This window comes from Cupriavidus sp. Agwp_2 (assembly GCF_040784895.1).
GTDB lineage: Bacteria > Pseudomonadota > Gammaproteobacteria > Burkholderiales > Burkholderiaceae > Cupriavidus.
In genome coordinates, this window is sequence record NZ_CP088083.1 from 1,965,825 (window position 1) to 1,990,217 (window position 24,393).

The 24,393-nt window shown below is 67.0% G+C and carries 21 protein-coding genes; 18 read left to right on the forward strand and 3 right to left on the reverse strand.

Going from position 1 to position 24,393, the window contains the following annotated elements:
- Positions 1-9: 9 nt before the first annotated feature.
- Both LPA45_RS09080 and smc read right to left on the reverse strand, forming a co-directional pair.
- Positions 10-1,377 (reverse strand): cell division protein ZipA C-terminal FtsZ-binding domain-containing protein, encoded by a 1,368-nt coding sequence (locus LPA45_RS09080; RefSeq protein ID WP_317920188.1) that lies wholly within the window; start codon positions 1,375-1,377, stop codon positions 10-12.
- A gap of 106 nt (positions 1,378-1,483) precedes the next feature.
- The gene (gene smc, locus LPA45_RS09085; RefSeq protein ID WP_116320638.1) at positions 1,484-4,999 is read right to left on the reverse strand and encodes a chromosome segregation protein SMC; all 3,516 of its coding nucleotides are present in this window, start codon (positions 4,997-4,999) and stop codon (positions 1,484-1,486) included.
- Positions 5,000-5,697: 698 nt separating this feature from the next.
- Here smc and LPA45_RS09090 point away from each other — a divergent pair.
- The 10 genes from LPA45_RS09090 (at position 5,698) to LPA45_RS09135 (ending at position 15,444) form a co-directional block, all read left to right on the forward strand.
- Entirely contained in the window at positions 5,698-6,387 is a 690-nt protein-coding gene (locus LPA45_RS09090; protein ID WP_116320637.1) for a carboxypeptidase regulatory-like domain-containing protein, read from the forward strand.
- A gap of 57 nt (positions 6,388-6,444) precedes the next feature.
- Positions 6,445-7,572 (forward strand): metallophosphoesterase, encoded by a 1,128-nt coding sequence (locus LPA45_RS09095; protein WP_116320636.1) that lies wholly within the window; start codon positions 6,445-6,447, stop codon positions 7,570-7,572.
- Positions 7,573-7,617: 45 nt separating this feature from the next.
- Complete coding sequence (locus tag LPA45_RS09100) at positions 7,618-8,079, forward strand: hypothetical protein (RefSeq protein ID WP_367394499.1); 462 nt, start codon at positions 7,618-7,620, stop codon at positions 8,077-8,079.
- A 40-nt stretch (positions 8,080-8,119) separates the two neighbouring features.
- The gene (locus tag LPA45_RS09105) at positions 8,120-9,550 is read left to right on the forward strand and encodes a cbb3-type cytochrome c oxidase subunit I (RefSeq protein WP_317920190.1); all 1,431 of its coding nucleotides are present in this window, start codon (positions 8,120-8,122) and stop codon (positions 9,548-9,550) included.
- Positions 9,547-11,259: a cbb3-type cytochrome c oxidase subunit II gene (locus LPA45_RS09110; RefSeq protein WP_116320633.1), complete on the forward strand. Its 1,713-nt coding sequence runs from the start codon at positions 9,547-9,549 to the stop codon at positions 11,257-11,259. The genes LPA45_RS09105 and LPA45_RS09110 overlap by 4 nt, the downstream gene beginning before the upstream one ends.
- 8 nt (positions 11,260-11,267) lie before the next feature.
- Entirely contained in the window at positions 11,268-11,444 is a 177-nt protein-coding gene (ccoS, locus tag LPA45_RS09115) for a cbb3-type cytochrome oxidase assembly protein CcoS (RefSeq protein ID WP_116320632.1), read from the forward strand.
- Positions 11,437-11,646 (forward strand): hypothetical protein, encoded by a 210-nt coding sequence (locus LPA45_RS09120; RefSeq protein ID WP_116320631.1) that lies wholly within the window; start codon positions 11,437-11,439, stop codon positions 11,644-11,646. Before ccoS ends, LPA45_RS09120 begins: the two co-directional genes overlap by 8 nt.
- A 264-nt stretch (positions 11,647-11,910) precedes the next feature.
- A complete protein-coding gene (locus LPA45_RS09125) occupies positions 11,911-12,666 on the forward strand; it encodes a sulfite exporter TauE/SafE family protein (RefSeq protein ID WP_116320630.1) in 756 nt (251 codons plus the stop codon).
- Positions 12,667-12,691: 25 nt separating this feature from the next.
- The gene (locus tag LPA45_RS09130) at positions 12,692-14,860 is read left to right on the forward strand and encodes a heavy metal translocating P-type ATPase (protein WP_116320629.1); all 2,169 of its coding nucleotides are present in this window, start codon (positions 12,692-12,694) and stop codon (positions 14,858-14,860) included.
- Entirely contained in the window at positions 14,857-15,444 is a 588-nt protein-coding gene (locus LPA45_RS09135) for an SCO family protein (RefSeq protein WP_116320628.1), read from the forward strand. Before LPA45_RS09130 ends, LPA45_RS09135 begins: the two co-directional genes overlap by 4 nt.
- A gap of 24 nt (positions 15,445-15,468) precedes the next feature.
- On the opposite strand, the gene LPA45_RS09140 is transcribed toward LPA45_RS09135, so the two are convergent.
- Complete coding sequence (locus LPA45_RS09140) at positions 15,469-16,434, reverse strand: DMT family transporter (protein WP_116320627.1); 966 nt, start codon at positions 16,432-16,434, stop codon at positions 15,469-15,471.
- Positions 16,435-16,637: 203 nt separating this feature from the next.
- Between LPA45_RS09140 and dapC the strand changes: the two genes are divergently transcribed.
- The 8 genes from dapC (at position 16,638) to LPA45_RS09180 (ending at position 24,391) form a co-directional block, all read left to right on the forward strand.
- Positions 16,638-17,852: a succinyldiaminopimelate transaminase gene (gene dapC, locus LPA45_RS09145; RefSeq protein WP_116320626.1), complete on the forward strand. Its 1,215-nt coding sequence runs from the start codon at positions 16,638-16,640 to the stop codon at positions 17,850-17,852.
- A gap of 66 nt (positions 17,853-17,918) precedes the next feature.
- Positions 17,919-18,746: a 2,3,4,5-tetrahydropyridine-2,6-dicarboxylate N-succinyltransferase gene (gene dapD / locus LPA45_RS09150; RefSeq protein WP_018005704.1), complete on the forward strand. Its 828-nt coding sequence runs from the start codon at positions 17,919-17,921 to the stop codon at positions 18,744-18,746.
- A 117-nt stretch (positions 18,747-18,863) separates the two neighbouring features.
- Complete coding sequence (locus tag LPA45_RS09155; RefSeq protein ID WP_233528185.1) at positions 18,864-19,223, forward strand: hypothetical protein; 360 nt, start codon at positions 18,864-18,866, stop codon at positions 19,221-19,223.
- Positions 19,224-19,248: 25 nt separating this feature from the next.
- Positions 19,249-19,596, forward strand: a complete 348-nt coding sequence (locus tag LPA45_RS09160; protein WP_116320624.1) for an arsenate reductase — start codon at positions 19,249-19,251, stop codon at positions 19,594-19,596.
- 74 nt (positions 19,597-19,670) lie between these two features.
- Complete coding sequence (gene dapE, locus LPA45_RS09165; protein WP_116320623.1) at positions 19,671-20,822, forward strand: succinyl-diaminopimelate desuccinylase; 1,152 nt, start codon at positions 19,671-19,673, stop codon at positions 20,820-20,822.
- Positions 20,823-20,846: 24 nt separating this feature from the next.
- Positions 20,847-21,740 (forward strand): 50S ribosomal protein L3 N(5)-glutamine methyltransferase, encoded by an 894-nt coding sequence (gene prmB / locus LPA45_RS09170; protein WP_116320622.1) that lies wholly within the window; start codon positions 20,847-20,849, stop codon positions 21,738-21,740.
- Positions 21,741-21,905: 165 nt separating this feature from the next.
- The gene (locus tag LPA45_RS09175) at positions 21,906-23,174 is read left to right on the forward strand and encodes an MFS transporter (RefSeq protein ID WP_116320621.1); all 1,269 of its coding nucleotides are present in this window, start codon (positions 21,906-21,908) and stop codon (positions 23,172-23,174) included.
- A gap of 209 nt (positions 23,175-23,383) precedes the next feature.
- Positions 23,384-24,391: a tripartite tricarboxylate transporter substrate binding protein gene (locus LPA45_RS09180; protein WP_116320620.1), complete on the forward strand. Its 1,008-nt coding sequence runs from the start codon at positions 23,384-23,386 to the stop codon at positions 24,389-24,391.
- Positions 24,392-24,393: the final 2 nt, after the last annotated feature.

Consider the following 24,393-nt stretch of genomic DNA (forward strand, 5'->3'; position numbering starts at 1 on the left):
AGGCTCCGGCTATACGCTGAACAGCCGCAATGCGACCGGCGAGCCGGCGGGCATGCCGCGCGCTTCCAGCTTCTGGTACAGCGTATCCAGCTGGGTGAAGATGGCGATGAACGAGGCTTCGGTCAGCGGGCGCATATTGTCGTCGACCAACTGCGCGCCCATGCGCTGGGCCAGCGTGTGGCCATATTCGCATACCGTCTTGAACGGCTTTGCGCCCTGGTCTGCCAGCGGCACGTCGAGCAGCAGCGTGATCTGGCGCCCGGACTTGACCGTCAGGTCATCGCGCAGGAAGTTGGTATCGCCGAACTGCAGCGTGAACAGCGGGCGCTGTACGCCTTCGGCGTTGGCCTGGTAGCGGATAAAGCGCGTGCCGTCGCGGGACAGCACCAGCCCGTCCTGCGTCGCCACGTTCTGCACGTAGGCGGCCGACCACGGCGCGCCGTCGGAGATCACGTTGACACCAAGCTGCACGTCGCTGCCCGCGGCAAAGCCATCGAGCTCGCGCGCATTGGCCACGGTCTCGCTCATGTCCGGCAGGTCGGCGGAGGCGTCGAGCGCTTCAGCGAGCGATTCCACCGCGGTGATGAACTCGGAGAACTCCAGCGCATTGAGCGGGCCGCTGCGGTTGGCCAGTTGCACGCCGACCTGCAGGTTCTCGTACTGGTGGCCGGCCGTAACCGGCTCCCATGCATTGGCTTCGGCGCGCAAGCCCTCGATATGGACCTGCTTGGTGCCGGCGCGGCGCAGCCGACCGGTCAGCGGCAGGATGCGGTCGCCAGACGCCTTGCGCTCCAGGTGCAGCGGCACGATGCAGTCGATCAGCGGATCGACCACGGCCGGCGCGGGCTGGCCATCCGGAACGGCGGCGACCGGTGCAGGCGCGGGGGCGGGAGCAGGCACAGGGGCGGCTGCGGGAGCCGGAGCGGCCTCGGCCTCGGGCAACTCGGCTTCCGCGCCTGCGTCCGCCTGTACCACGCCGGCGGCAACCGCGACTTCTTCCATCACGGCTTCGTCGGCATCGGCGGTGCTGGCCGCCGCAGCAGCCGCGGCGGCAACATGGTTGGGCTGCGTGGCGGCAGCCGGTGCGGGCTGTGCTGCGTTTGCCGCGCTTGCCGTGTTTGCCGCGTGTGCCGAAGCCAGCGTCGGCTCGCGCCGCTCAGCTTGCTCCGATGCCGTCTCGTGCAGCCGCGCCGCGGTTTCCGGCGCAGTGGCCTGGCCGACCACCGGTTCGCGCATCGGCGGCAGGTCGTCCTCGGGGCTCAGTTCGCGGGGACGGCGCGCCTTGCGGATCTGCCACTGGTTGTAGCCGAACAGCAGCGCCAGGAATACCAAACCCGCGACGATCAGCGCGGTCTGCAGGTCCATGTTCAGCTTCATGCTGCAATCTCCAAAGCGCCCATATTGGTCACAGCATTGTGGTGTCGGTTGCGCGCAGCATTCGCGAACGTGCGCCGCCCCGCTGCGCGGGGCCCCTGCTTACTGCTCATGCTGCCTCCGCCATCGAAACCGCCGCGTCCATATCCACGGCCACGATCCGCGAAACGCCCTGCTCCTGCATGGTCACGCCAATGAGTTGATGAGCCATTTCCATGGCGATCTTGTTATGTGAGATGAAAACGAACTGGGTCTTGCTCGACATGCGCGCCACCATGTTGGCGTAGCGTTCGGTGTTGGCGTCGTCCAGCGGCGCGTCCACCTCGTCCAGCAGGCAGAATGGTGCCGGGTTGAGCTGGAACATCGCAAACACCAGCGCGATCGCGGTCAACGCCTTCTCGCCGCCCGACAGCAGGTGGATGGTCGAGTTCTTCTTGCCCGGGGGCTGTGCCATCACCTGCACGCCGGCGTCGAGGATTTCCTCGCCGGTCATGATCAGGCGCGCCTGGCCGCCGCCGAACAGCGACGGGAACAGTTCGCCGAAATGGTGGTTGACCTGGTCGAAGGTGCCCTGCAGCAGCGCACGGGTTTCCTGGTCGATCTTGGCGATCGCGTCTTCCAGCGTGCTGATGGCGTCGTTCAGGTCGGCCGACTGCGCGTCGAGGAAGGTCTTGCGCTCGCGTGCCGCCGCCAGTTCGTCGAGCGCGGCCATGTTGACCGGGCCCAGCGCGTTGATGGCGTTGTTGATGCGCGTGACTTCACCCTGCAGGTACGACGGCTTCAGGTCGCCGGTGAGCTTGTGCGCCAGCCCTTCTTCGTCAACCTTGGCTTCGGTCAGTTGCTCGCTGAACTGCTCCTGGTTCAGGCGCGCGGCCTGCTCCTTGAGCTGCAGTTCGGTGATGCGGTCGCGCAGCGGCTGCAGGCTGCGCTCGGCGGCGAGGCGCTGTTCGTCGAACTGGCGCAGTTGCGCCGACAGCGCATCGAGCTCGGTGCGCGCGACGGTGAGCTTTTCTTCTTTCTCGGCGCGCAGTTCCAGCGCATCCTGCAGGCCGGTATGCGCGGTCTGCTCGTTGATGGTTTCGAGCTCGGCGCGGGCGTTTTCCAGCGACTCGGCAATGCGCTCGGCCTGGTCGGCCGCCACCTGGATATTGCGGCGCAGCTCGTCGATGCGGCTCGACAGGTTGCGCTCGGCAAAGAGCGCTTCCTGTGCGGCACGCTCGAAGTCGCGCAGCTGGTGGCGCGCGCCCGAGAGCTTGCTGTCCAGCGCCTCGAAGGCCATCTGCTGGTCTTCGTGCGAGGCCTGCATCTCGGCCAGCGCGGCATCGTGCTGTTCGAAGCTGGCTTCGGATTCGGCGCGGATCGCGCGCTGCTCTTCGATCTGCGCGTGGATTTCGTCCAGTTCTTCGCGGATCTGGCCGCTGCGGGCGGAGTAACGCTCCATCGCCTGCGACAGCTTGAGCACGTCCATCTGCAGCGCATGCACGCGGCGCGTGGCCTGCTCGGCGCGCGTGCGGGCTTCGCCCAGCGCCTGGCTGGACTGGGTATAGGCGGCCTCGGCGCGCACTGCCTGGGTCCTGGCTTCGTCCGACAGCAGTGCCTGCGCGCGCGCCTGCTTCTGCAGGTTTTCGATTTCCTGCTCGCGCGCCAGCATGCCGGCCTGCTCGGAATCAGCGGCGTAGATCTGGATCGCGTTGCGGCCAACCAGGTGGCCCTCGGCGACCACGAACGACGCCCCTTCGGGCAGCGTGCCGCGCGCGGCCAATGCCTGCGTCATGTCGGTGGCGACGAAGATGTCGGCCAGCCAGTCCTGCATCACCGCACGGATGCCCGGCTCGGTAATCTGCACCAGCGACATCAGCGGACGCAGCCCCGCCGGCGTTTCCAGCGGACGGGCCGCAGCCGGCGGCGAGTAGAACGCCAGCTTGGCCGGCGGCGCATCCGTCAGGAAGGCCTTGACCCAGTCAAGGTTGGACACCTCCAGCGCGTTCAGCTTCTCGCGCAGCACGGATTCGAGCGCGTTTTCCCAGCCAGGCTCGATATGGACCTTCTTCCACAGGCGCGGCAGTTCGGCCAGCTCATGCTTGGCCAGCCAGGGCTGCACCTTGCCGTCGGTCTGCACGTTCTCCTGCAGCTGGCGCAGCGCATGCAGGCGTGCTTCCAGCGAGGCAATCGCGCCAGCTTCGCTATGCACGCGCGCCTGCGCGGCGCGGCGCTCTTCGTCCAGGCGCGGCACAGTCTCTTCGGCGTCGGCCAGCACGGCCTGCGCTTCCTCGACGACGGCTTCCTGCTCGGCCAGTTCGGCGCGGCCCTGTTCCAGCCGGGTTTCGTCCGGACGGTCCAGGCCCTTTTCCTCCGCGGACAGACGTTCGCGGCGCTGTTCCAGCTGCTGCAGCATCTGGTCGGCGCTGCGCTGCTGCGCGGCTTCGAGCTTGAGCGCCTGCTCCGCCTGCATGATGCCGGCGCGCTGCTCGTTGAGCAGTTGCTGGGCATCGCGCCACTGGCCTTCCAGCGTCGGCAGCTCGTCGTTCTTGTGCGCGACGGCCTCTTGCGCCTCGACCGTGCGGCCTTCGGCCACGGCGAGGTTTTCCTCGGCCTGCGCGAGTTCGTCGGTAGCCTGCTCGGCCTTGCCCTGCCACTGCTCGCGCTGCGTCGTCAGCGCGGCGATCTGGGCCTGCACGCGATTGCGCGACTCCACCACGTAGCGGATCTCGGCCTCGAGCTTGCTGACCTCGGCATTGGCTTCGTACAGCGCACCCTGCGCGGCGTGCATGCCATCCGATGCGGCGTAATGCGCGGCGCGCATGGTTTCCAGCTCGGCCTCGACATGGCGCAGCTGCGCGGTCTGCGCTTCCAGGTCGATCTGGGCCTGCTCGATGGCGCGCTGGTGGCGTTCCTGCTCGACCTGTGCCTCGCGCTTGCGCAGCAGCCACAGCAGGTGCTGCTTTTCCTCACCATCGGACTGCAGCGTCTTGAAGCGCTGCGCGACTTCGGCCTGGCCTTCGAGCTTTTCCAGGTTGCTGCCAAGCTCGCGCAGGATGTCTTCGACACGGGTCAGGTTCTCGCGCGTGTCGGACAGGCGGTTTTCGGTCTCGCGGCGGCGCTCCTTGTACTTGGACACGCCCGCGGCTTCTTCCAGGAAGATGCGCATGTCATCGGGCTTGGCCTCGATGATGCGCGAGATCATGCCCTGCCCGATGATGGCGTAGGCGCGCGGGCCCAGGCCCGTGCCCAGGAAGATGTCCTGGATATCGCGCCGGCGCACCGGCTGGTTGTTGATGTAGTAGGACGAGGTGCCGTCGCGGGTCAGCACCCGCTTGACCGCCACTTCGGCGTACTGGCTCCACTGGCCGGCGGCCCGGCCTTCGGCATTGTCGAACACCAGTTCGACGCTGGCCCGTCCGGCCTGCTTGCGCGCCGTGGAGCCGTTAAAGATCACGTCCTGCATCGACTCGCCGCGCAGCTCGGAAGCGCGTGACTCGCCCAGCACCCAGCGCACTGCGTCGATGATGTTGGATTTGCCGCAGCCGTTCGGACCGACGATGCCGACCAGTTGGCCAGGCACCTGGAAATTGGTGGGATCGACAAATGACTTGAAGCCCGCCAGCTTGATCGAGGATAGTCGCACGGTTTCTCGTGTGGTATCGGCCGCCGGCGGTACCGGTGTTGCGGTACCGCCCGCAGCCTGGTATCGGGGCTATAGCAATGTTCAGAAGCCGGGCTGCGCGGGAGCCGGCGCGGCGTGCCGCCTGCGCCTCAAAATACCCCCCGGGCCCGAGAATTGGGGCTAATCATACCATCGCAGATGCCTTCGCCGGCCCGTTTGGAGGTTGCCCGGGCGCCATATGCCTCCGCCGTTTTCCTTTGCTTTTCCGTCCGTTACAGGCGATTCCGCAAGCACTTTGGCATCCGCGCCCTACGCGCTCAGCCGACTCCCATGGGAAGTTGGCGCGAAGCTACAGGGTAAATACCAAGCTCCAGGCGTGATCCCGGAAACGCTCCGGGCATCGCGCACCACGAAAGCGCCCCCGAAGCCCCCGCCGATCGAAATAACAGTGGGTTGCTGATTCACCCGCTCCCCTGCGGCGGTGCTGCGGGTGATGCTGCATTAAGCGCATTGCCGCTACGAGCGGCCGCGGCATCACGCGCATCGCACAAAATGTCAGTTGCGCTTTGCTTCGACCTGCGTGCGTACTATGCTTCAGCGACAACCAATAGTGCCCTGCTGCACCTTGAAACTGTCCGGGGGGACTCAGAAGTTGAGCGCGCACGGTGCGCTCGGGAGCGGGAAACATCATGTGTTTCTTTCTTCGCAAAGCTTGCTGCATGCCACTGGCAGTGCTCAGCCTGTTCAGCGTTTCCGCCTTCGCCTATGAAGTCGCCCCGGTCAGCGGCGGTGGCAAGATCGAAGGCAAGGTCACCTTCCAGGGCACCGTCCCCATCCGCAAGATCATCCCCACCAAGGACCGTGAAGTCTGCGGCGGCCCGCGCGACGAGCCACAGATCCGCGTGGGCGCCGGCAAGGGCGTCCAGGATGCGGTCGTGTACCTGAAGGAAGTCCCTAAAGGCAAGGCCTGGGGCGCGCCCGACAAGGTCCCGGTGCTCGACCAGGAACACTGCATTTTCAAGCCTGCCGTGCAGGTGGTCCGCCCCGGCAAGCTTGAAGTGACCAGCTCCGATCCGGTGCTGCACAACACCCACGGCTTCTACGGACAGCGCACCGCATTCAACCTTGCGCTACCCGAGAAAGGGGTCAGGATCACGCGCGAACTGCCACGTCCCGGGCTGGTCCGGGTCGAGTGCGACGCGCACGGCTGGATGCTGGCCCACATCTATGTCGCCGATAGCCCGTACTACGCGCTGACCGCAGAAGACGGCAGTTTCCGCATCGACGACGTTCCACCCGGCAGTTACACCCTGGTCGCCACGCAGTACTACACCGGCGACACCGAGACGCCAGTCACGGTAACCGGAGGCCAGACCGCGAAACTCTCGATCGAACTCAAAAAGAAATAGAACGATCGGTTTTGCCGCTGCCTTTTCATCATCCCCCGGGGGGCGGAGGACCGCCAGATGAACGCATTCGAACTCGAACGACGCGAGCTGCACCGGACCCTGACCGGTTCGGACGATCGCCCGGAAGGCGCCGCAGTATGGACGCGCCGCACTTTCCTGCACCAGGCGCTGCTCAAAGGCGTTGCAGGTGCCGCCGCATGCGGGTTCTTCCCGCTTCTGAACACGCTTGACGTGGCCTACGGTCAAACCGGCCAGAACTTCCGCTTTGCCTGGGTCTCCGACACGCACCTCTATCCCAGGGAGCTCAACTCCCGCTTCGTGGAAAAGACGGTGCGCGCCTTCAAGGAAGTGCAGGCCATGAATCCGCCAGCCGACTTCATGATCTTCGGCGGCGACCTGGCGCAGCTGGGCGACCCCGTCGAGCTGCAGCTCGGCGCCGAACTGCTGAAGGAAGTGAAGATCCGCAAGGTCTTCATCCCGGGCGAGCACGACTGGTACCTCGACATGGGGTCGACGTGGAACAAGACCTTCGGCAACACGCCCTGGACCTTCGACCACAAGGGCGTGCGCGTGATCGGCCTGAACACGATCGCAGGCGCACCGGACTTCTGGACGGCACGCAAGATGACACCGAAAGACCGCATGGGACATATGGCCACGCTCGACGGCACGCTGGGCGGCGCCTGGTCCGTCATCGGCGAAAAGCAATTGCGCTGGCTCAACAGCACGCTGTCGAACTGGCCCAAGAGCAGCCCGGTCATCCTGTTCACGCATACGCCGCTGTACGAGTACTACCCGCCGTGGAATTTCTGGATCCGCGACTGGCGCGAGGCGCATGAAATCCTCAAGCCCTATGCCAACGTCACCAATGTCCACGGGCATACGCACCAGGTGCTCTACAACGAGATCGGCAAGTTGCGCTCGATCGGCATGCTGGCCACGTCGTGGCCATGGCCCTACGCGCCGGAAGGCGTGCCGCTTCTGACCAAGCCGATGATTCGCGCCGACCCGGGCGATCACTTCGACGGCGTTGGCTGGAGCACGCTGACCATGACCCCGCAGGGACGGGTGGAAAACGAATACAAGATGTGGCGCAAGACGGTCTTCGCAGACCAGCCGGCGGATTCCGGCACCGAGGACAACCGCAACCAGGTCCTCAGCCCGCGCATCGCCGACCGGATCTAGACCGGCCAGCACCCCTGATCCGGCGCAGCAATGCGTGAGGAGCGAATGATGAAGAACGACATATGGCACGCCCGTGCCCTGACGGCAGGGGTAGCCGTGTTGCTGCTGCTCGGCTACGACAGCGACCAGCCGATGGCACACAAGGAACCCCACACGGCAGACCAGCTGAAAGCGTTTGAAGACGTGTTCATGGAGCAGGTGAAGGTCGGCGACCAGCTGTTCCACGGCGATCCCGGCGCGCAGAAGCAGCTGAACGTCAAGCTCTCGAACACCGGCGTGGCCTGCGCCATGTGCCACCCGTACGCGTCCGACACTCACCCGCATGAGTTTCCCAAGTTCCAGGAGCAGATGAACGAGTTCGCCACGCTGCGCGACATGATCAACTGGTGCATCGAGAAGCCCAATGAAGGCGAGAAGATCGACCCCAACGGGCCCGCCATGAAAGCGCTCGAGGCCTATATCTACTACTCGAACCGCAACAGCAAGCTCGATCCGGGCAGGCACTGAGCGATGGGCCGGCCGTGAACACCAACGGAGCTAGAAGCATATGACTGCCGCCCGCGCGACATCGGACCCATCCGAAGCATTTCCCGACCTGGATTCGCTGATCGACCGCGGGCTTATTCTCAAGTGGCTCTATTGGGGACTGTTCTGGCTGATGTTCACGCCCAGCATCGGCGTGACCATCTCCAGCCTGTTCAACTTCCCCGACTACCTGGGAACCTCGCAATACCTGACCTTCGGCCGCTTGCGGCCGATGCACGTCAATGGCGTGATCTTCGGCGCCTTCTCCACGCTGTTCATCGGCCTGTGCTACTACCTGCTGCCGCGCCTGTGCGGCGTGCCGGTCTGGAAAGGCCGGTGGGGACACTGGCTGGTATGGGTGTGGAACCTGGGCCTGGTTGCCGGCATGGCATCGCTGATGCTCGGCTACAACCAGGGCCTGGAGGCCGGCGAATTCCCGCTTGCGATCGACGCCATCATCTTCGTCGTGGTAACGGTCATCACCGTCCAGTTCCTGATGACGATCGCGCACCGGCGCGAGCCGCAGCTTTACGTGGCGGTGTGGTACCTGATCGGCGCCTTTGTCTGGACCGTGATGAACCTCGTGCTCGGCAGCTTTATCCTGCCGTACACCTTCACCGGCATCAACAGCGCCGCCTTCCACGGCCTGTTCATCCACTACATCGTGGGGCTGTGGATCACGCCTGCCGGCTACGTGCTGATCTACTACTTCCTGCCGGCGAGCGTGCAGAACCCGGTCTACAGCCACAAGCTGTCGCTGGTGGGGTTCTGGTCGCTGGCGCTGTTCTACCCCTTCGTCGGCATCCACCACTATCTGTACAGCCCCATCGCCGACTGGGCCGAGACGCTGGCGATCATCACCTCGATGCTGCTGATCGTGCCGGTCTGGACGGTATTGCAGAACTTCTTCGGCACCATGATGGGCCGCTGGCACACCTTCACCCAGAACCTGACCGCCAAATTCCTGATCATGGGTTCGCTGATGTACCTGGCGGGGTGCTTCCAGGGCTCGACCGAAGCCCTGCGCGCGATCCAGCAGCCGACGCACTTCAGCGATTTCGTCATCTCGCATTCGCACCTGACGGTGTTCGGCACCTTCGTGGTGTGGGCCATCGGCGGCACGGTCTATGTGATACCCCGGCTGGTGGCGCGCCCGCTGTGGTCGCCACGGCTCGGCAACTGGTCGTTCTGGCTGATCACCTTCGGCATCAGCCTGATGGGACTGGACCTGACCATGGCCGGCCTGCAGCAGGGCTACATGCTGATGGCGGGCGTGGAATGGCTGGACTCGCTGGTGGCCATCCGCCCCTACTGGCTGGTGCGCACGACCGCCGGCATCTCGATGGACATCGGCATGTCGCTGCTGGTCTATAACCTGATGCGCACCGTGCTGTCGGCCGAGCCCGCCACGGCACCCAGCGCCGCGGGCGCCGTACGCGGGGCGTCGACATGACCCCGCGCCGACCCGATGGCCGCTATGGCCTGCGTTTCTATGCGCTGGTCGCGGGGTTCGGCTGCCTCTCGCTGGCCGCCTTCGTGCAGGGCGTACTGCCGATGCTGGAGCCACAGTCGCGCACCGACAAGGTTACCCAGGTGGTGCGCACCGACCTGGGCGAACTCAAGTGGATGGAAGCACGCGCCACCGACTACACGCCGCTGCAGCTGCGCGGCCGCGAGGTGTATACGCGCGAAGGCTGCTGGTACTGCCACTCGCAGTTCGTGCGCCCGGTCACCGGTGAAACCCGCCGCTGGGGCCCGGTCTCCCAGGCCGGCGAATACGCGTTCGACCTGCCGCACCTGTTCTCGACTCGGCGCATCGGCCCCGATCTCTCGCGCGTTGGCCTGAAGTTCAGCGACGCCTGGCACCTGGCGCACTTCTGGGATCCGCGCATGTTGTCGCCCGACTCGATCATGCCGCGCTTCTCCGCGCTGTTTTCCGAGCCGCACACCGCAAGGCTGGTGACCGACCAGCAGGGCCGCCGCACCATCGAGAACACGCCCGCGACGCGGCAGCTGTTCGATTTCGGCAGCAGCGAGACCATCGCGCTGACGCCCAACCAGGCCGGCCTGCTCTATGTCCCGGAGCGCGGGAAGTACCCCGTGATCCTGACCCCCAACAAGGAATTCACCGGCGAGACCGTGATCCTGATCACCGATACGGAAGACCTGCGCGCACTGGTGGCCTACCTGCAGAAGCTCGGCACCAACCGAGGCAAGTGGCGCGACCGCTTTGAACCGCAGCAGATGGAGGCCTCGCAGACGAGCATCCCGCGCTCCGAGGAATGGATCGCGCACGGCAAGAACGTCTATGAGCGTCGCTGCCTTGGCTGCCATGGGGTCAAGGGCGACGGCAACGGACCGGCCGCCGCGTTCATGCAGAAAGACCGCCCGCGCAATTTCACGCTGGGGGTGTTCAAGTTCCGCCTTACGCCGTCGGGATCCATGCCGGATGACGGCGACCTGCTGCGAACCATCACGCGCGGCGTGCGCGGCACCGCGATGCCAAGCTGGCACGAACTGCCGGAAAAAGACCGGCTGGCCGTGATCCAGTACATCAAGTACGTGCTGGCGGCCGACCGCAGCAAGCCCGACAAGCCCTACTTCTACTTCCTCGAAGAACCGCCGCTCGCGCCGATCTTTATCGGCGTGCCGCCCAAGCCCTCGGCCGAACTCATCCTGCGCGGCAAGCAGGCGTGGGACCGCGCCAAATGCTGGGAATGCCACGGGCGCACCGGCAAGGGCGACGGCGAAAAAGCGGCCGGACTCGAGGACGATTTCGGCTTCCCGATCCCGCCGGCCAACCTGACCACCGGGCAGTTCAAGTCCGGGGCATCGGTGAAGGACATCTTCCGCACCGTGAGCACCGGGCTGTCCGGCACGCCGATGCCGTCGTTCAGCGACACGGTGTCCGAGGACGACCGCTGGGCGCTGGCCTACTTCGTCCTGTCGCTGTCCGCCTACACCGACCCGCTGACCGGCCAGCCGCTGCCGATTCCGCCCGAGCAGAAAGCCGCGCTGAACGACCCCGACCTGCGCGCCGACGAATCGCGCCACGCCTATCGTCCCCCGGCCGGCGAACCGGGACAGCCCGGCCAGCCAAGCACCTATGCCGGCGAGGCGTGGGCCAAACGGCACGGCTTCGCATTTGCTGACGAGCGCTAGGAGCGAGCATGGCTGAACTCACCTTCCTGCAATTCGTGGTGGCCTTCTTCATGAGCCTCGGCGCGGTCTGCGTGTTTATCTGGGCCGTGCTGTCGGGGCTGTTCGAAGACGTCGAGGCCATCAAGTACAAGGCCTACCGGGCCGAAGTCAAGGATGACGAAGCGGAGGCATCCGGCCATGAATGATGAACCCGACACTCCGCCCGCCGGACCCGAAACACCGCATCACCAGCAGACCGAAGACTACGGCGGCGGCCATATCCAGGCGCGCCATGGCCGCATCAATGTATGGCTGCTGGTCGTCTACCTGGTGTTGTTCATCTGGGCGTTGTACTACGGCTACGCCTACTGGGGCGGGCTCGGGCCAGGGCTGGACCTGACGCGCTGAGTGACCGCCCGCCGACCGCCCGCCGACCGTCCGCCACACCATCGGAGCCGACCATGATACCGAGACTGCTGCTGGCGCTGGCCCTGCTGAACCTGGCCTTCCTGTTCGGCGAACTCGCGCTGAACGTGCTCGGCCTGCAACTGTTATAGCGGAGCCGGTCATGACCCTTGCCGAAGCGATCGCCTTCTGGATCTTCGTCATCATGACGGTTGGCTTCTTTGCCTGGGTGGCCTACCTGGCGATACGCAAGTAGCGGGAGAGGCCATGAGCGACCTGTGGCTGGTCTTTCTGGCAGGCGTGGCCGGCAGCATGCACTGCGTGGGGATGTGCGGTGGCTTTGCCTGTGGCCTGGGCCCCGCGCCCGGCGGACGCCTTGCTACCATGCTGCGGCACCTGGGCTACAACCTGGGCCGCATCGCCAGCTATGCCTTCCTTGGCACGCTGGCCGGCTATCTCGGCATGCTGCTGGTCGGCCACGCTGGTGAAAGCACCACGGCCAGCATGGTGCAGCGCGGACTGGCCATTTTCTCCGGGCTGCTCATGCTGATGATCGGGCTGAACCTGGCCGGGTTCATTGGCCGAGGCGGCCATGCGCTGGGCGGCGTGGGCGCGCAATGGCTGGCGCAATCGCTGCGCACCTTGCTGCGCCAGCCCGGACCTGCCGCGCCGCTGGCATTTGGCGTACTGAACGGCTTCCTCCCCTGCCCGCTGGTCTATGCCTTCGCCGCCCAGGCGGCAGCCAGCGGCACCGCGCTGGGCGGGCTGCAGATCATGCTCGCGTTCGGGCTCGGCACCCTGCCGACCATGCTGGCAATGGGCGGATTCGGGCTCTGGTGGCGCGCGCGGCGTCGGCCTGCCGGCATCCCGGCGCAGCCGGTCGTGGCCAGCTTCCTGCCTGCGCCGGCGGCGCGCCTGGGCTGGCGCATGCAGGGCGTGCGTGCCGCCGGCGCGTTTATCGTCCTCCTCGGCCTGATCACACTCGCGCGCGGGGTGGTGCCGATGAGCGCTCACCTGCATTAGCGAGGCCGCATTAACCAGGCCATCCATGCCCATCGAAACCACACACGCCTGCAGTCACTGCCAGTTGCCGGTCGGACGGCTGGGCCAGCAGCGCGAACTGGACGGCGAAGCGCACTGGTTCTGCTGCTATGGCTGCTGCCTGGCGTATCAGGTGCACCATGGCGAGCACGAGGAACCGCAGGCCGCTGCCGCGCTGATACGGCTCGGCGTCGGCGGGTTTCTCGCGATGAACGTCATGCTGTTCAGCTGGCTGCTCTACGCCGATGCGTTTACCGGCGACGAAGCGTGGCTGCGGGGCCCGGTTCACTGGCTGCTGTGGGCGCTGGCGACGCCACTGGCATTGCTGCTGGGGCGGCCATTTGCCGAAGGCGCGTGGCAGGCCATGCAGCAGGGCCGGCTGTCGACCGATACCCTGGTCTGCATCGGCGTGCTCGCCGCCTACTGCTACTCAGGCTGGCAGGTATTGCTCGGCTCGAGCCTGGTCTATTTCGATACCGCCGCCATGGTGCTGCTGCTGTTTACGCTGGGCCGCCTGCTTGAGGCGCAGGTGCGCGTACGCACCGCGCGCCGCCTCGCGCCGATGCTGGCGGCTGAACGCGCCGAGGCGCGCGTGGTCGAGGGCGGCACCGAAGGCTGGCGCGCCGTCGTCGACATCCGGCCGGGCGAAATGGTGCGGATACTTCCCGGCGAACGCGTGCCAGTCGACGGCATTGTCGTCGATGGCCGCTCGGAGTGCGACGAAGCCGTCCTGACCGGGCAGGACGAGCCGCAGTTCAAGCCGCCGGGCGCATTGGTGCACGCCGGCAGCATCAACGGCAGCCGCCCGCTGCTGGTCCGCGCCACGGCGGCCGGCTCGCAGACCCGGTGGCAGCAGATCGGCCGGCAGGTGCGTGCAGCGCTGGCGCGCAAATCGCTGGCGGGCGACACCGTCGACCGGATCATTGCCGTGTTCATTCCCGGCGTGCTGGCGCTGGCCGCGGCCAGCGCATGGTTCTGGGGGAGCCGCGCAGGCGCGCCGGCGCAGGCGGCGGATGCCGCGATGCTGGCCGGACTGGCCGTGCTGGTGGTGGCGTGCCCGTGCTCGCTGGGCCTGGCTGCACCGCTTACGCATGCGTTGGCAATCGGGCTGGCGGCACAACGCGGCATTCTCGTGCGCGGCGGCGACGTGCTGGAAAGGCTGGCGCGGCTCAAGGGCATTGCCTTCGACAAGACCGGCACGCTGACGGCGGACACGCTGCACCCGGTCGGCATGCAGACCGAAGGCGCCAGCCATGCCGAAGTCCTGCGCGTGGCGGCTGCGCTGGCGCAGGCTTCGGACCATCCGGCAGCGCGCGCAATTGCCGCCATGGCCCGCGCCGCGGCGTCGCCGCCCGCAACCTCAAACGAAGTCGAGGCCAATGCCGGCGAGGGCCTGTGCGGTCGATTCGACGGGATGGAGTGCGCGCTGGGGTCGCCCGCCTTTCTCGGCACGCTCGGATGGCACGTGCCCCCGGGCCTGCTGGCTACGGCGCCACTGGGATGCACGCTGGTACTGGTCGGTTGGGAGGGACAGGCGCGCGGGCTGATCGCGCTGCGTACGCTGCCGATGCCGCATGTTGGCGACGTGATCGCCGAGATGCAGCGCCAGGGCCTGCGCACGCTGCTGCTGAGCGGCGACAATCCGCACGCGGTGGCGGCCATGGCCGGCACGCTGCATATCGCTGCGTGGCAAGCCAGGCTGCTGCCGCAGGACAAGGTGCTTGCCCTGCGCGACTGGGCCGCCGGCACAGGGCCGGTCGCCATGGTCGGCGATGGCCTCAACGACGGTCCGGTGCTGGCGGCTGCCTCGGTCGGCATCGCCGTGGGCAATGCCTCCGACCTGGCGCGCGAAAGTGCGGACGTCGTGCTGCCGCGCTCCGGCCTGGCCAGCTTGCCGTGGCTGTTGCAGCAGGCGCACCAGGTGCGCCGCACGGTCCGGGCCAACCTGGCCTGGGCCTTCGGCTACAACGCGATCGCGCTGGCGCTGGCCGCCGCCGGGCTGCTGCAACCGGTGCTCGCGGCGGTGCTGATGGCGGGTTCCAGCGTGCTCGTGGCGATGCGCTCGTGGCGCGCCAGCGCAACTGCCGAAGCCAATGCAGGCACCGCCGAGCACGCAGGCGCCACGGCTCCGGGCCAGCCTGCCGCACTACGATCCGGTCACGGAGTGTCACCATGAACCGATGGCTGGCCAGCCTGGCCGCCTGCCTCTTCGCGGCCTCGCTGCCGGACCTTGCGCCGGCCACGCACAATGAGACCCAGCACACCGACCTGTCGTCGCGCGGCTGGCCGGTGGGTGATTTCCGCCTTACCGATCAGAACGGCCGCTCCTTTACCCACGCGCAACTGCAAGGCCGCTGGACCCTCGTGCTGTTGGGCGACACCCATTGCGGAGCGCCGTGCGGCGCTGCGCTGACGGCCCTGACGGGGTTGTACCAGCGCATCAGCACGACGCAGAAGCTTGCCACCACGCAGGTGCTGTTCGTCTCGCTGGACCCGCGGCGCGATACACCGGAGGCACTGCGGCGCTACCTTGCCCCGTACGACGCCCGCTTCATGGGTGCCACCGGCAGCCCGGAGACGCTGGCACGAATGATTGACGATCTCGGCGCCAGACCAGGCGTGCCGCCCGCCCCGAACGCAGCCTATCCAGGCTCGCTGATCCTGGTCGGGCCGGATGCCACGGTGCGCGAGCAGTTCCTGCCGCCGTTCGACGTGCCGCTGCTGACCGCCGCCTACCTGAAAGCACGCGTGCGAAAGTGACACGCACGCCCCAACGGCGACGGCTCAAGCTGCCAGTTCGGCGTCAGCCACTGCCGAAGCACGCGCCGGCCGGCTCCGGTGCACCAGCCCCGACAAGGCCCCGGCCGCGACAATGCACAGCCCGCCGGCCGCCTCCTTCCAGCTCAGCACCTCGGTCGCCAGCCACCACGCCGATACCGCCGCGATCACGATCTCGAACAGCATCAGCAGTGACACCCGGTTGGCCGGCAGCCGCTGCAGGCCGTACTGCACCACCGAATTGCTGACCACCAGCACCGCGGCCAGGCCCAGCACCAGCATGGCGACGCTGACCTGCGCGCCCGCCGCGACCACCACCGAGGTGCCATCCAGCAGCAGTGCCGCCGGCACGCCGACCACGGTGCAACCGAGAAACACCACCACGGTACGCACGCGCGCATCCATGTCGGGAAAGCGCTGGCCGGCCCGGCGCGACAGCACGTTGTTGACGGCAAAGCCCATGCCGCCGACCAGCCCCGACCATTCCGCGGCGTTGCCCGGCAGTGGCACGCCGACCTCCGGCGTCCACAGCATCAGCCCCGCGCCGAACAGGGCCAGCGCCACCAGCCCCAGCCCGGCCGCCGACAGCCGCTCACCCAGGAACAGCCGCGCGAACAGCGCGGTCCAGACCGGCGTCAGGTAGAACAGCAGCAGCACGCGCATGACATGGCCGTTGACGCTGCCCCAGACAAAGCCTGCATTGGTCACCCCCGCCGCCAGCCCGATTGCGACAAAGAGCCAGTGCGGGCGCAGCCCGGCCAGCTGGCGGCGGAACGCCAGCATCGACAGCACCGCGGCGACCGCGCTGACCAACGCGGCGGCGTGCATGCCGCCCAGCCCCCAGCCGGCCAGCACGCGGTACGGAAACCAGGCGATGCCCCAGACCGAGGCCCCCAGCAGGATGGAAAGTGATGCCTTGACCGCATGGCGGTCGGCCGGCGCAGCCTGCGCCGTAACGAGTTTCGTGTTCATGAAGGAATCTGTTTGAGGCGAGCCGGGCTTGTTGCGGCGACTCAAAGACGAGCGAGCAGGCAAGTCCGGACGGCGCCGGCGGCATCACTGCGATGTGATGCCCGCCATCCGTGCCCCGGCCGGCCGCGCGGGCGGCCCCGGTGCACGGTAACCCGCGCCGTTCCTCTATAATGCGTCGTTTTAACCGGCCCCGACTGCTAACCGTGAATCCGCGCCTCGACCTGCTCCAGCCCTACCCGTTCGAGAAACTGCGGGTGCTCTTTTCGCAGGTAACGCCTGCCGACAAACCGGCGATCAGCTTCGGCATCGGCGAACCCAAGCACCCGACGCCCGAGTTCATCAAGCAAGCGCTGGCCGGGTCGCTTTCGGGACTGGCGAATTATCCCACAACGGCCGGTTCCGATGCACTACGACAGTGCATCGCGGGCTGGCTGGAACGCCGCTACGGCCTGCCCAAGGTCAATGCCGCGACCGAAGTGCTGCCGGTGACCGGCTCGCGCGAGGCGCTGTTCGCCTTTGCCCAGACCGTGGTTGACGGCACCAGGCCCGGCGCGCTGGTGATGTGCCCGAACCCGTTCTACCAGATCTACGAAGGCGGCGCGCTGCTGGCCGGCGCCACGCCGGTGTTCGCCAACAGCGACCCGGCGCGCAACTTTGCCCCGGCGTTCGACCGCATTGGCGAAGACGTGTGGCAGAACGTGCAACTGCTGTTCGTCTGCACGCCTGGCAATCCGACCGGCGCGGTGCTGTCGCTGGACGACTGGAAGCAGCTGTTCGCGCTGTCGGACCGCTACGGCTTCGTGATTGCGTCGGACGAGTGCTATTCGGAAATCTATTTCGACGAAGGCCGCGCTCCGCTGGGTGCGCTGGAAGCCGCGCACAAGCTCGGCCGCGCGAATGGGGCCAACCCCTTCGAACGGCTGGTGATGTTCTCCAGCCTGTCCAAGCGCTCCAACGTGCCGGGGCTGCGTTCCGGCTTTGTCGCCGGCGACGCCGCGCTGCTGAAGAAATTCCTGCTATACCGTACCTATCATGGCGGCGCGATGAACCCGGCGGTGCAGACTGCCAGCATCGCCGCCTGGAACGATGAGGACCACGTGCGCGAGAACCGCGCCGCCTACGTGCGCAAGTTCAGCGAAGTGACGCCGATGCTGGCCGAGGTGCTGGACGTGGCGCTGCCCGATGCCGGTTTCTACCTGTGGGCCGATGTCTCGCGCACCGGCCTGAGCGATACCGAATTCGCCACGCGGCTGCTGGCCGAGCAGAACGTGACCGTGCTGCCCGGCAGCTACCTGGCGCGCGAAGCCGACGGCATCAACCCGGGCGCCAACCGGGTGCGCATGGCACTGGTCGCCACGCCGGAGGAATGCCTGGAAGGCGCGCGCCGCATCGTCGAATTCTGCAAATCGCTGGGCTGAGGCAGCTGCCTCGCCCACCGCATTGGCCAGACCCAAGCATCAATATTCAACCCTGAGAAAACGAACATGACGCAAGCACTGCAAGCCCTGATCGACCAGGCCTGGGAAGACCGCACCAGCCTGTCGCCCAAGTCCGCCCCCAACGACATCCGCGAAGCCGTGGCCAACGTCATCGGCCAGCTGGATGCCGGCACGCTGCGCGTGGCCGAGAAGCAGGGCAAGGACTGGATCGTCAACCAGTGGGTCAAGAAGGCCGTGCTGCTGTCGTTCCGCCTGGAAGACAACGCACCGATGAGCGCCGGCGGCTTCGCCCAGTTCTACGACAAGGTGCCGACCAAGTTCGCCAACTGGAGCGGCGACGACTTCGCCAAGGCCGGCTTCCGCGTGGTGCCGCCCGCCGTGGCCCGCCGCGGTTCGTTCATCGCCAGGAACGCCGTGCTGATGCCGTCGTACGTCAACATCGGCGCCTATGTCGATGAAGGCACCATGGTCGACACCTGGGCCACCGTCGGTTCGTGCGCGCAGATCGGCAAGAACGTCCACCTGTCGGGTGGCGTGGGCATCGGCGGCGTGCTGGAACCGCTGCAGGCCAACCCGGTCATCATCGAAGACAACTGCTTCATCGGCGCCCGTTCGGAAGTCGTGGAAGGCGTGATCGTGGAAGAAAACTCGGTGATCTCGATGGGCGTGTACCTGGGCCAGTCGACCAAGATCTACGACCGCGAAACCGGCGAGATCCACTATGGCCGCGTGCCGGCCGGTTCGGTCGTGGTCGCTGGCAACCTGCCGTCCAAGGATGGCAAGTACAGCCTGTACTGCGCCGTGATCGTGAAGAAGGTCGACGCGCAGACCCGCGCCAAGACCAGCCTGAACGACCTGCTGCGCGGCGACTAAGCCCGCGCCTGGCGCAGCCCGGCTGCGCCACACCGTCCCGGGGCCGGCCCCGGGATTGCATTTCCGCTGTTACCCCGCCTGGCCAGGCTGAACATGCCTTCCCTCCGCAAGCGACTCATGGCCCTGGATCCCGCCACCGTCAGTACCGTGCTCTCCCTGTTGCCCACCATTCTCGAGCAGGCAAACAAGACCATCGAGAAGATCAAGAAAGGCAAGCGCAAGGACGACGCGCCGGAAGGCGCCGTGGCCGAAGCGCGCGATCCCGCCGCCCGCATTGCCGAGTTGGAAGCAGCCGCCGTGCAGCAGGCCGAAGCGGTCAAGCTGCTGGCCGAGCAACACGCCATCACCATCGAAGCGCTGCGCAAGGAAGCCGCGCGGCTGGACCGCCGCCTGCGCCTGATGACCGCGGTCGCCATGGGCGGCGTGGCGCTGGGCCTCGGCAGCCTGGTAATCGCGCTGAACCTGCTGTTCCGCTGAGCCCGAATTTCACAAAGAACAAGCCATGACCGTCCTGCTCTACGGCATTCCCAACTGCGATACCGTCAAGAAAGCCCGCACCTGGCTGGACGCCAACGGCGTGGCCTACACCTTCCACGACTTCAAGAAGCAAGGCGTGGATGAAGCCATGCTGCGCGGCTGGCTCAGGCACGTGCCGCTGGCCACGCTGCTCAACCGCAAGGGCACCACGTATCGGGCACTGTCGGATGCCGACAAGGCCCGCGCCGAGGAAGAAGCCGGCGCGATCGCCCTGATGCAGCAGAGCCCGTCGCTGATCAAGCGCCCGGTGCTGGCCCACGATGGCAAGGTGATGGTGGGCTTTTCCGCCGACCAGTACGCCAGCCAGTTCTGATTTCCCTGCCGATATCCCCGCCGATATCCCTGCCGATATCCCGGCTGATTTTCCTGATTTAGCGCCGCCGTCACATGACCGCCACCCTCGCCCTCACCGAAGACCTGATCCGCCGCCGCTCCGTCACGCCCGCCGACGAAGGCTGCCAGGCCATCCTGGAAACCCGCCTGAAGGCGCTCGGCTTCGACTGCGAAGCCATCGTCAGCGGTCCGGACGATTTCCGCGTGACCAACCTGTGGGCGGTCAGGCGCGGCACGCAGGGCAAGGACGGCAAGCTGCTGGTGTTCGCCGGCCATACCGACGTGGTGCCGACCGGCCCGCTGGAGCAGTGGCACTCGGATCCGTTCGAGCCGACCCACCGCGACGGCAAGCTGTACGGCCGCGGCGCGGCCGACATGAAGACCTCGATCGCCGGCTTCGTGGTGGCGGTGGAGGAATTCGTCAAGGCGCATCCCGCGCATGCCGGATCGATCGGTTTCCTGATCACCAGCGACGAAGAAGGCCCGGCGCATGACGGCACCATCAAGGTCGTCGAAGCGCTGACCGCGCGCGGCGAGCGCCTGGACTACTGCGTGATCGGCGAGCCGACCTCGGTCAACGCGCTCGGCGACATGGTCAAGAACGGCCGCCGTGGCTCGCTGTCGGGCAAGCTGACGGTCAAGGGCATCCAGTGCCATATCGCGTATCCGCACCTGGGCCGCAACCCGATCCACGAAGCCGCCCCGGCAATGGCCGAACTGGCCGCCGAGCTCTGGGACGAAGGCAACGAGTATTTCCCGCCGACCAGCTGGCAGATGTCGAACATCCACGGCGGCACCGGCGCCACCAACGTGATCCCGGGCCACGTCACCATCGACTTCAATTTCCGCTTCTCGACCGCCAGCACGCCCGAAGGCCTGAAGGCGCGCGTGCATGCGATCCTGGACCGCCACAGCCTCGAATACACGCTGGACTGGACCCTCGGTGGCGAGCCCTTCCTGACGCCGCGCGGCGATCTGTCCGAGGCGCTGTCCGCGGCGATCCACGCCGAAACCGGCTTCGACACCGAGCTCTCGACCACCGGCGGTACCTCCGACGGCCGCTTTATCGCCAAGATCTGCCCGCAGGTGATCGAGTTCGGCCCGCCCAACGCCAGCATCCACAAGATCGACGAGCACGTCGAGGTGCGCTTCATCGACCCGCTGAAGAACGTTTACCGCGGCGTGCTGGAACGCCTGATCGCCTGATTTTTTTCGCCGAAAGATACCTACATGGCAACGCCCTCTCCCCTGCGCACCGTGCGCGACCTGCTGCGTCTCGCAGTCTCGCGCTTTACCGCCGCGCGCCTGTCCTTCGGCCACGGCAGCGCCAACGCCTATGACGAGGCAGCCTACCTGGTGCTGCACACGCTGAACCTGCCGCTCGACACGCTCGACCCGTTCCTCGATGCGCGCCTGCTGCCCGAGGAAATCGACGCCGTGCTGAAGGTCATCGACCGCCGCGTCAACGAGCGCGTGCCGGCCGCTTACATCACGCACGAGGCCTATATGCATGGCCTGCGCTTCTACGTCGACTCGCGCGTGATCGTGCCGCGCAGCTTTATCGGCGAACTGCTGCAGGAAGGACTGGAGCCGTGGATTGGCGAAACCGACCAGATCGGCCCGGTGCTGGAACTGTGCACCGGCTCCGGCTGCCTGCCGATCCTGGCCGCGCATGTGTGGCCGAAGGCGAAGATCGATACCGTCGACATCTCGCCCGACGCGCTGGCCGTGGCGCGCCGCAACGTTGCCGACTACAAGATGGACGACCGCATCCATCTGTACGAAGGCGACCTGTACGCGCCGCTGCCGCATGGTGCGACCTACGATGTGATCCTGACCAACCCGCCGTACGTCAACGAAACCTCGATGCAGGCGCTGCCGGCCGAATACCAGGCCGAGCCGCGCATCGCGCTGGCCGGCGGGGACGACGGCATGGACGTAGTGCGTCGGATCATCGCCGGCGCCAAGGCGCGGCTGAATCCGGGTGGCGTGCTGGTGGTCGAGATCGGCAACGAGCATGCCAACGTGGAGGCTGCCTTCCCCGACCTGGAAATCGTCTGGCTGCCGGTCAGCGCGGGCGAAGAGCAGGTGTTCTTGCTGACGTACGACGCATTGCCGGGCTGATGCGCTGAATCCGCCGACGGTTTGCCCCCCTCTCCCGCAAGCGGGAGAGGGGGCACACAATCTGCACAGGGAGCGGCCGCGCAATCTGGGCGAACACCGGCCAACCGTTGATCAGGCAACACGCGCAGGCTCTACACTCGCTGCAGATATTGCGCTACTGACGCCGTGACCGCCAGCAACTCCCCCCTTCCCGGATCCCCACCCGGTTCCAACGCCCTGCCCGCCCGGGCCGCGACGACGCATGCCGTGCGCGGCATCGCCATCCTGACCTTCGCCTTCGCGCTCAGCCAGTTCTTCCGCTCCTGCCTGGCAGTGATGGCGCCGGAACTGCAGCATGACTTCGGGCTGTCGCCGGCAGGGTACGGCGCACTCTCTTCATCGTTCTTCCTGGCCTTCGCCGTGGCGCAGATCCCGGTGGGCATCGCCTTCGATCGCTACGGCGTCGGACGCCCCACCGCGCTGCTGCTCGCCGTTGGCGCGCTGTCGTCGATCGTGTTCGTGCTGGCGCCCAACGGCACCGCGGCCACGCTGGCGCAGGTGGGGCTGGGGCTGGCATGCGCACCGGTGTTCATGGGCCTGCTGCATTTCGCCTCGGAGCAACTCTCCGAACGCGATTACACCCGCGTGGTCAGCCGCTCCAACGCCACCGGCATGATCGGCTCGCTGTGCGCGACCGCGCCGCTTGGCTGGGCCATCTCGCTGATCGGCTGGCGGCCATCGATGGCGGTATCGGCGCTGGGCATGGTGGCGGCCTGCTACGGCGTGTGGCGCTTCGTGCGCGACCATGGCCATGCCGAGGCTCGCAGCGCCTCGTGGCCGGCGATGCTGTCGGAAAGCGTGCAGCTGCTGAAGCTGGCGCCGCTGTGGACGCTGATTCCGCTGTGCGTGGCGATGGCCGCCGGCACCGCCTTCCGCAATGCCTGGAGCGGCCCCTACCTGGCAGAGGTGTTCGGCCTGGGTTCAGCGACGCGCGGCGTGGCGCTGACGCTGCTGAGCCTGGCCGGCTTCCTGACCGCCTTCCTGCTGCCGGTGCTGGTCCGCCGCAGCACGCTCAAGACCACCATCGCCGCGTGGTCGTGCTTTGCCATGTCGGGAGCGATCCTGCTGGCGCTGTGGCCGGCCACCGGCATCGGCTACGCCGTGGCGATGATGGCGCTGCTGTCGACCATCGGCATGCTGCATCCGCTGGTGATGGCGCAGGGGCGCGGGCTGATCCCGCCATCGCAGCGCGGCCGGGGGCTGGGACTGCTGAATACCTTCGTGTTCCTCGGCTCGGCGCTGACGTCATGGGCCTTCGGGCTGATTGCCAATGCGGGGCATGTGCGGCAGTGGCCGGTGGCGTCGACGTATGCGGCGATCTTCGTATCCGCGGCGGTACTGGTCGCGCTGTCGCTGATCCCGTATTTCTTCAGTCCGCCGCATCCCGCCAACTGAGCGCCATTTCGGACGGGGCCCGCCAGGCAGCCGCGCGGCGTGTGGATCACCACGAGACCGCCCTGGGCTTTGCCCACAAAAAGCCAGACTTATCGATTTAAGAATTCCCCTGCCGCGCATCCCGCTTTACCGTTTGTGACATCCACGTCCCAGCCCGCTACATGGGACGACCGGCCGCGCCCGCGGCCGCATAACAAGGAGACACATCGATGGCATCCACCCTGCGCCCCGTCCGGGGCCGTCGTGCATGGCTCACCCGCGGACTGGCCGGCATGCTGGCCGCCGCGTCGCTGGCCGTACCGCTTGCCGCCGGCGCCGAGACCTGGCCCGCGCGGCCGATCCAGCTGCTGATTCCCTACCCGCCCGGCGGCAGCGCCGACCTGCTGGCGCGCCCGGTGGCCGCCAAGCTGCAGGAGAAGCTGGGCCAGCCGGTGGTGCTCGACTACCGGCCCGGCGCCGGGGGCACCATCGCCACGCAGGCGCTGGCGCGCGCCAAGCCGGACGGGTACACGCTGATCATGGTGCTGGCCGCACATGCCATCAATGCGAGCCTGTATCCCAAGCTGCCGTATGACACCCGCAAGGACTTCGCGCCGGTGTCGCTGGTGGCCAACCTGCCGATGATCCTGGCCGGCAGCTCGTCGCTGCGCGCAAACAACGTGCAGGAACTGATCGCGGAGGCAAAGGCCAATCCCGGCAAACTGACCTTCGCCTCGGCCGGCAACGGCAATACCGGGCATCTGGCCGGGGAGCTCTTCGATTCCGTGGCCGGCATCAAGATGACGCATGTCCCGTACAAGGGCAGCGCGCAAGTGGTGACGGCGATGCTGTCGGGCGAGGTCCAGCTGACCTTCGACAGCATCTCGACAACGCTGCCGCACGTGAAGAGCGGCAAGCTGCGCGCGTTGGCGGTGACCGGCAGCCAGCGCGCCGCGGTCGCGCCTGACGTGCCGACGCTGGCCGAAGCCGGCGTGCCAGGCATCAGCATCACTGGCTGGTACGCCGTGCTGGCACCGGCCGGCACGCCGCAGCCGGTGGTCGACCGCCTCAGCACCGAGATCGCCACGGTGCTGCGCCAGCCCGACCTGAAGGCCACGCTGGCAACCAATGGCTATGAGCCGGTCGGCTCCACGCCCGCCGCGCTGCGCACGCATATCGATGCCGAGATCAACCGCTGGAGCAAGGTAGTGAAGGACTCCGGCGCGCAGATCCAGTAACC